This window comes from Eubacterium sp. BIOML-A2 (assembly GCF_009680135.1).
Lineage (GTDB): Bacteria > Bacillota > Clostridia > Lachnospirales > Lachnospiraceae > Faecalicatena > Faecalicatena contortus_B.
The window spans coordinates 43,396-51,193 of sequence record NZ_WKZK01000032.1 but is presented as its reverse complement, the minus strand read 5'-3'; the positions used below and the strand labels follow the sequence as shown (position 1 = coordinate 51,193).

Here is a 7,798-nt window from a genome sequence, read left to right as displayed (position 1 = left end):
CTTTTATGTCCCCAGTAGGTGTACATAAGCAAAGGGATACGGTTCCAGTATCAAAATAATTCAATACACATCTTGAAAATGAAAAGACACGCATAGCCAATCCACATCCGCTGCCCTGGTCCGGGATCCCACCCGGTTGGCGAGTTTTCCAGCCGATTGGATGAACCAGCTTTATGACAGGGAGGCCGGGAAGGTGCTGGGGCTGTATATGCCGTTGCGATATGCACCCGTGCCTTCCCGGTCTCCCTGTCATGAAGCGTCCCCGTCCGTCGACCAGGCTAAAGCTAGCCGACTAACTCCCGAATTTATTTTGCAGAGAGGTTGACCGCAGAGCCCCAAGAGAGGTATAATGTTTCATAATGTGTATGAAACAAACTATTACTGTACAAGAAGGAAGAATAACCATGATAAAGAGCATGACTGGTTTTGGCAGGTGTGAGGTACAAAAAGAGTCCAGAAAGTTTACGGTAGAGCTTAAAGGCGTGAACCACCGTTATCTGGATGTGAACATCAGAATGCCGAAAAAACTTAACTTTTTTGAAACATCCATACGGACTCTGTTAAAGAAGTATGCAAACAGAGGCAAGATTGATATATTCATTACCTATGAAGATACGTCTGAGAATCAGGTTTCCCTCAAATATAATGCCTCCCTGGCGGCAGAGTATCTGAAATATCTGAAACAGATGGAGGAGGAATTCGGCCTGGAGAATGATGTTCGTGTGTCCACATTGTCGCGCTATCCGGAAGTGATTACGATGGAAGAGCAGTGTGAGGACGAGGAAGAACTCTGGAACGGGCTGGAAGAAGCGCTGAAAGGGGCATTCTTACAGTTTGTGGAGACCCGGACCAATGAGGGGGAGAACCTTAGAAACGATATACTGGAAAAGCTGGAAGGCATGGAGAAGCTGGTCGCTTATATTGAAGAGCGTTCTCCGGAGATTATTGCAGAATACCGGACAAAGCTGGAGACAAAGGTTCGCGAGCTTCTGTCGGATACGCAGATTGAAGAAAGCCGTATTGCTGCGGAAGTGGTTCTTTTTGCTGATAAGATCTGTACGGATGAAGAGGTAGTACGCCTGAAAAGCCATATCGGACACATGAGGGATACCTTGGGGGAAAAGGAAGGAATCGGGAGAAAGCTGGACTTCATAGCCCAGGAGATGAACCGTGAGGCGAATACAATTTTGTCCAAGGCCAATGATCTGGAAGTTTCCAATTGTGCGATCGGTCTGAAGACGGAGATTGAAAAGGTCCGCGAGCAGATACAGAATATTGAGTAAAGGATGTCAGTTATGAACAGAAAAGGAATTCTGATAGTAGTATCCGGTTTTTCAGGAGCAGGCAAGGGAACTTTGATGAAAGCGCTGCTGGCGCGTTATGAAGAATACTATGCACTTTCGATCTCGGCAACCACACGCCGGCCGAGGACGGGGGAAGCAGACGGAAGAGAATATTTTTTCAAAACTAAAGAAGAATTTGAAAAAATGATTGCGAAAGGAGAGCTGATAGAGTATGCTAGGTATGTGGAAAATTATTATGGAACACCGCGTGCTTATGTTGAAAAGCAGCTCAATACAGGCAGGGACGTGATTCTGGAGATAGAGATCCAGGGTGCCCTGAAAGTAAAGAAGGCATTTCCCGAGACCCTGCTTTTGTTTGTGACTCCTCCAACGGCGGCCGAGCTGAAGAACCGGCTTGTGGGACGGGGTACGGAGACGATGGAGGTCATCGAATCCAGAATGAAGCGCGCAGTAGAGGAAGCGGAGGGCATGGACAGATATGATTATCTGATTGTCAACGATGAACTGGAAGCCTGTGTGGAAGAGATGCATGGGATCATTCAGGCGGAGCATCGGAGAAGTTTTCGAAATACAGAATTTATGAAAAAAATAAAAGAAGATTTGAACAAGAGTTTGAAAGGAGAATCATAAGATATGCTGCATCCATCTTACACAGATTTAATGAAGGTCGTTAACAAAGACATTGAGGAAGGCGAGACAAAGATTGTAAACAGCCGTTATTCCATCGTACTTGCAACATCGAAGAGGGCAAGACAGCTGATTGACGGGGAACTGCCTCTTGTAAATGCAAGAAGCGAAGAGAAGCCGCTTTCAACCGCAATCGAAGAACTGAACGAAGGAAAGCTGAAGATTATCGCTGAAAATGCAGAAGAAGAATAAGAAATAAAAAGGCAGATGCACTAGAGTATCTGCCTTTTATGAATATCTGCCGGGCATCAAAAGGCGCCGGCAAGGCAGAATATGGGAGGTTTTATGAAGATACTATTTATTTCTCTGGGGTGCGATAAGAACCTGGTGGATACGGAGGTCATGCTGGGGCTTCTGGCATCCAGGGGATATCAGATGACGGATGATGAGTCAGAGGCGGATATTATCGTGATCAATACATGCTGTTTTATTCACGATGCCAAAGAGGAGAGCATCCAGAACATTCTGGAGATGGCCGAATATAAAAAGGACGGCTCTTTGAAGGCGCTTGTTGTGACGGGGTGTCTGGCAGAACGCTACCGCCAGGAGATACTTGATGAGATCCCTGAGGTAGACGCGGTACTGGGGACTACATCCTATGATAAGATCCTGGAAGCCGTGGACGGAGCTCTCAAAGGGAAGCATTCTGTTACGATGTCTGACATTAACGGGATTCCGGATGTGGAGGCAAAGCGTCTTGTGACAACCGGAGGCCATTTTGCTTATCTGAAGATTGCTGAAGGGTGCGATAAACACTGTACTTATTGTATTATTCCAAAGATTCGGGGGAACTTTCGAAGTGTTCCGATGGAAAAGCTAATAACAGAAGCGCAGTATCTGGCAGACCAGGGTGTGAAGGAATTGATCTTGGTGGCACAGGAGACGACACTTTACGGCATAGATATTTACGGAGAAAAGTCGCTGCATCTTCTGTTAAAAGAGCTGTGCAGAATACAGGGAATCCGCTGGATCCGGATACTTTACTGCTATCCGGAGGAGATTACGGACGAACTGATTCAGGTCATGAAGGAGGAAGAGAAGATATGCCATTACCTGGATCTTCCGATTCAGCACGCCAATGACGACATCCTGAAAAGAATGGGCAGAAGAACCTCCAAGCAGGAATTGACTGACATGATCCAAAAGCTGAGAAGAGAGATTCCAGACATCTGTCTAAGGACGACCCTGATTACCGGTTTCCCCGGGGAAACAGCGGAGCAGCACGAGGAACTTATGGAATTCGTGGATGCGATGGAGTTTGACCGGCTGGGAGTCTTCACATATTCACCGGAGGAAGACACGCCGGCAGCGCTTATGCCGGACCAGATTGACGAAGAGGTAAAAGCAGAGCGGCAGGCCGATCTGATGGAACTTCAGCAGGAGATCGCCTTCGACAATGCGGAAAGTATGATCGGCAGGGAAGTGCTGGTTATGATCGAAGGTAAGGTGGCGGATGAAAATGCCTACGTGGGCAGGACTTACCGGGATGCACCGAATGTGGACGGACTTATTTTTGTGAATACGGAAGAAGAGCTGATGTCCGGAGATTTTGCCAAAGTCAGCGTATCCGGCGCAGTAGAATATGATTTGATAGGAGGTCTTGTGTAATGAATTTACCAAACAAACTTACTATTTTGAGGGTGATCATGGTTCCCTTTTTTGTCCTGTTTATGCTGACGGACATTGGGGGACCAGCTAATAAATGGATTTCCCTCATACTTTTCGTGGTAGCCAGCCTGACGGATCTGCTGGATGGGAAAATTGCAAGAAAATATAATCTGGTTACGAATTTTGGAAAATTCATGGATCCCCTGGCGGACAAGCTTCTTGTCTGCTCCGCCATGATCTGCCTGATTGAGATGAATAAACTGGATGCATGGATCGTAATCGTGATCATCAGCCGGGAATTCATCATCAGCGGATTCCGGCTGGTGGCATCCGACAGCGGGGTCGTTATTGCGGCGAGCTACTGGGGTAAGTTCAAGACCGTATTCCAGATGGCAATGATTATCGTTCTGATCGCAGATCTGGGCGGATTCTTTGACATGCTCGGCACCGTACTGGTGTGGGTTGCTCTGGCGCTTACAATTATTTCCCTGCTGGATTACGTGTTTAAAAATAAACAGGTTCTGACACAGGGAGGAATGTAGGATGTATCCGGAATGGGTATTGCATAAAATGAGTGAAGAGGGCAGGAGCCTGGAAGAGTGCCTTGTGGAAAAGCTGGCGGCAGAAAAGCTGACCATAACCACTGCGGAATCCTGTACCGGCGGTCTGATCGCAGGGACAATTGTCAATGTGGCAGGGGCCTCTGATGTGCTGAACGAGGGATATGTGACTTATTCCAATGAGGCAAAGGAAAGGCTGGTGGGCGTCAGCCACGAGACACTGGAAACTTATGGCGCGGTCAGTGAGCAGACCGCACGGGAGATGGCAGAAGGAGCTGCTAAGGCGGCTCGTGCGGATGTGGCTCTCAGCTCTACCGGAATCGCAGGGCCGGGCGGAGGAACTGCAGATAAACCGGTGGGTCTGGTCTATGTGGGGTGCTGCGTCTTCGGAAAAACAAAGGTCATGAAATGTCAGTTTTCCGGTGACAGGGCAGAAAACAGGGCACATACTGTGAAAGAAGCGCTTTCCCTTGCGCTGTCACTTCTGCAGGACGAGGGATCAAATAACAATTAACTTACTGTCTAATAAATATTCACAAGCCGCTGTTCTGGAATGCCAATGGATTTATCCGGCAATTCCAGAACAGCGGCCTTTTCCTATGTGTTGATTAATTTATTGGGGCTGCATGCTTTTTAGTTTTAACTCCAGCATAGCTGCGTAATGTTTCACGCAGAATGTTTCGGGTGCAATCTTTTCCAGCAAAGTCCTGTGTTCCGCTTCCCACTCTATAATTTCTTCCGGAGATAAAGATGCCCCGACGCCGCGGCAGGCCTTCATTCTTCCGTTCCAGCTTTCCCTGGTAAAGGGAACCTCAATATCGTATTCCTCATGATAAACTGCTTCAAAGGTTTCATAGACAATATCAGGCACGGCTATCGGATGTTTTCTCTCGCCCGCCCCCGACCACTTGGGACTGTACTTCAGTACCAGCTTTTCACTCGCACCGGCAATCTCATCCTCAAACGGGAGCCATGCCATGTATAACAGCAGAAGTATTCCGTCCTTTTTCAGTATACGGGCCAATTTTGGCATCACTTTCTTATGGTCAAAATACCAAAAACACTGGCAGGCGGTTATGACATCAAATGAATTGTCAGGGAACTCAAGCTCTTCCGTGGCTGCGGCGTAGTATTGGATGTCCTGATTTAATTCGGCGGACATTCTTTCAGCCTCTGTAACCTGCATATCTGAAATATCCGTTCCTGTCCATTTTGCACCGTACCGATACATATTTCTCGGAAGCACACCGGTCCCCGTACCAATATCTAATACTTTCTGCCCGCTTAAACATAGATTCCGTTCTATGATTTTCTCATAAAAAATCTGTGGATAAATATCCCTGTATCTGGCATAGTCGGCCGATGTCTTACCCCAGTCAAATGCTTTTCCGGAATCTATCTTCTCGTTGCTTATTTCCATATAAACTACCTCCGTTTTCTTCCTGAGAATCCTCGGTAAATCTTTCTGAATGACCTTTTACATTTAAGTATACTACTGTATTCTTATTATTACTATTGAAAACCTCACATAAATTTCACAGAACACGGCGGATTATTTAAGGTTCAGCTAAAGTAACAACTTTATACTACGAAAGAAGTCAGCTATGAAACGGTAATTGAAAGGACAGAGTGTTGTATGAAAAAAAGATATGCAGGTGTTTTAATTGGGATAACAATAACTTTGGGATCGGCTATGCTCAGCGGATGTGCAGAGAAAGAAAATACATCAGATACAGGACAGACAATATACGGACAGGTGAGTGAGATAAGGGGAAAAACTATAACTATAGAAGTTGGTACACAAAAAGAAATGGAATTTCCGGATGATACGGAAAAGTCAGACGATACGGAAAAGTCAGACGACATGGAAAAGCCGGATGATATGGAGGCGGGAGAGATGCCTCAGGGCGGCGGGCAGCCTTCTATGCTGGATTTGACCGGCGAGGAGCAGGATATTAAAGTGGCGGCTGACACGGTGATAAAACGTCAGAGTATAGGCGGCGGAAAACCGGGAGAAATGGGGGAAGCGCCGAAGGGCGGTGCACCTGAAACACAGGAATCCGGTGGAGAACAATCCGCCGACGGAACCGATGGGGCTGTACAGCCGGGAGAGGAAGATGGCAGTGAGAGGCCTTCGGAAGAAAAACCAGATGGAGCCCCGGATGGAGAAGCGCCGGAAGAATTCCAGGAGGAGATAACGCTGGATGACATGGAAGAAGGGGATACCATTGCAGTGACTTTAGATGAGGATGGAAGTGCCTCTGAGATTCTTGTGATGTCTTCGGACGGTATGGGGCAGCCGGGCGGTGTGGAGAGCTATAGTGCGGCAGAAGAATTTACGGAAGATAGCGAGATAGAAGGGGAGAGCATTACATCCACAGGAACGGATGAGAATGCTGCCCATATTTTTGAAGGCGCCTCCGTTGTCATGAAAAACATGACCATTTCAAGGTCGTCAACTGACAGCACAGGCGGGGATAATTCCAGCTTTTATGGTGTAGGCGCGGCAGTGCTGAATACGGACGGGACAGCTTACATCAGTGGAAGCACGATTGAGACAGACGCGGCAGGAGGCGCAGGTATTTTTGCCTATGGAAATGGGACAATATACGCCTCGGATACGAAAATTACTGCAAAACAGGATACCTCAGGAGGAATCCATGCGGCAGGAGGCGGTACCCTGTATGCCTGGGATCTGGAAGTTGATACATCCGGAGAGTCTTCCGCAGCGATACGAAGTGACCGGGGCGGAGGGAGAATGGTCATAGACGGAGGCAGCTATACCTCAAATGGGGTGGGTTCTCCCGCAGTGTACAGTACGGCCGATATTGCAGCCAGCAATGCGGACCTTACGGCCAACGGATCGGAAGCTGTCTGCATTGAAGGACTGAATTCGCTCCGTCTGTATGACTGCAGCCTGACAGGAAATATGAGTGATGCTGAACAAAATGACTGCACCTGGAATGTGATTCTGTACCAGAGTATGTCCGGTGACTCAGAGGTAGGAAACAGTACTTTCGAGATGAAGAACGGAACACTGACAGCCAAAAATGGCGGAATGTTTTACACAACAAATACGGAATCTACGATCACCCTGTCCGGGGTAGATATACAATATGCGGATAACAGCGAATTTTTCCTGCAATGTACAGGAAACAACAATCAGAGAGGCTGGGGGACGGAAGGAGAAAATGGAGCAGACTGTCTGTTTACGGCAGTCCGCCAGAACATGGAAGGCGATGTCATTTGGGACAGTATCAGTAAACTGGACTTTTATATGACAGAGGGAAGTACACTGACCGGTGCGGTTCTGGATGACGAGACTTATGCCAAAGACGGCGGGGATGGCTATTGCAATCTGTACATTGCCGAAGGAGGTACGTGGACGGTGACGAAGGACAGCGTGCTGAGCAGCCTTTCCTGTGCCGGCGCCATTCAGGATTCAGACGGAAAAAGCGTGACCATAAAGGGGAGTGACGGAACTGTGTATGTGAAGGGCGACAGTAATCTGCAGGTAACAGTAGAAGCATATGACGGGAACGGGGATGTATCCGGTGCATCTGTTTTGACAGAATGGTCCGATTATGAGACCGAAAAGCCATCACAGATATAATTGGAAAATATGAGGAGCGGACTGAC

Annotated in this window: 7 protein-coding genes and 1 pseudogene; 7 read left to right on the top strand and 1 reads right to left on the bottom strand. The window is 47.7% G+C overall.

All coding sequences use genetic code 11. The features are described from left to right. Positions 1-404: 404 nt before the first annotated feature. The 6 genes and pseudogenes from GKG43_RS12655 to GKG43_RS12630 all read left to right on the top strand — a co-directional run. On the top strand, positions 405-1,283 hold the full coding sequence (locus tag GKG43_RS12655; RefSeq protein ID WP_055151261.1) for a YicC/YloC family endoribonuclease: 879 nt from the start codon (positions 405-407) through the stop codon (positions 1,281-1,283). 12 nt (positions 1,284-1,295) lie between these two features. Beyond that, positions 1,296-1,934, top strand: a complete 639-nt coding sequence (gene gmk, locus GKG43_RS12650; RefSeq protein WP_050642457.1) for a guanylate kinase — start codon at positions 1,296-1,298, stop codon at positions 1,932-1,934. Between the two features lie 3 nt (positions 1,935-1,937). Continuing rightward, positions 1,938-2,183 carry a DNA-directed RNA polymerase subunit omega gene (gene rpoZ / locus GKG43_RS12645; protein ID WP_050642456.1) on the top strand — a complete coding sequence of 82 codons (246 nt, stop codon included), beginning with the start codon at positions 1,938-1,940 and terminating at the stop codon, positions 2,181-2,183. Between the two features lie 93 nt (positions 2,184-2,276). Then, positions 2,277-3,599, top strand: a complete 1,323-nt coding sequence (rimO, locus tag GKG43_RS12640) for a 30S ribosomal protein S12 methylthiotransferase RimO (RefSeq protein ID WP_055151258.1) — start codon at positions 2,277-2,279, stop codon at positions 3,597-3,599. Beyond that, positions 3,599-4,141, top strand: coding sequence for a CDP-diacylglycerol--glycerol-3-phosphate 3-phosphatidyltransferase (gene pgsA / locus GKG43_RS12635; protein ID WP_050642454.1), 543 nt, complete (start codon positions 3,599-3,601; stop codon positions 4,139-4,141). Before rimO ends, pgsA begins: the two co-directional genes overlap by 1 nt. Positions 4,142-4,187: 46 nt before the next feature. Then, positions 4,188-4,673: pseudogene (locus GKG43_RS12630) on the top strand (CinA family protein); the annotation flags it as partial. A 99-nt stretch (positions 4,674-4,772) separates the two neighbouring features. On the opposite strand, the gene GKG43_RS12625 reads toward GKG43_RS12630, so the two are convergent. After that, positions 4,773-5,579 carry a class I SAM-dependent methyltransferase gene (locus GKG43_RS12625; protein WP_055151252.1) on the bottom strand — a complete coding sequence of 269 codons (807 nt, stop codon included), beginning with the start codon at positions 5,577-5,579 and terminating at the stop codon, positions 4,773-4,775. Between the two features lie 216 nt (positions 5,580-5,795). Between GKG43_RS12625 and GKG43_RS12620 the strand changes: the two genes are divergently transcribed. Beyond that, positions 5,796-7,772, top strand: a complete 1,977-nt coding sequence (locus GKG43_RS12620; protein WP_174518398.1) for a hypothetical protein — start codon at positions 5,796-5,798, stop codon at positions 7,770-7,772. The last annotated feature ends 26 nt before the right edge of the window (positions 7,773-7,798 follow it).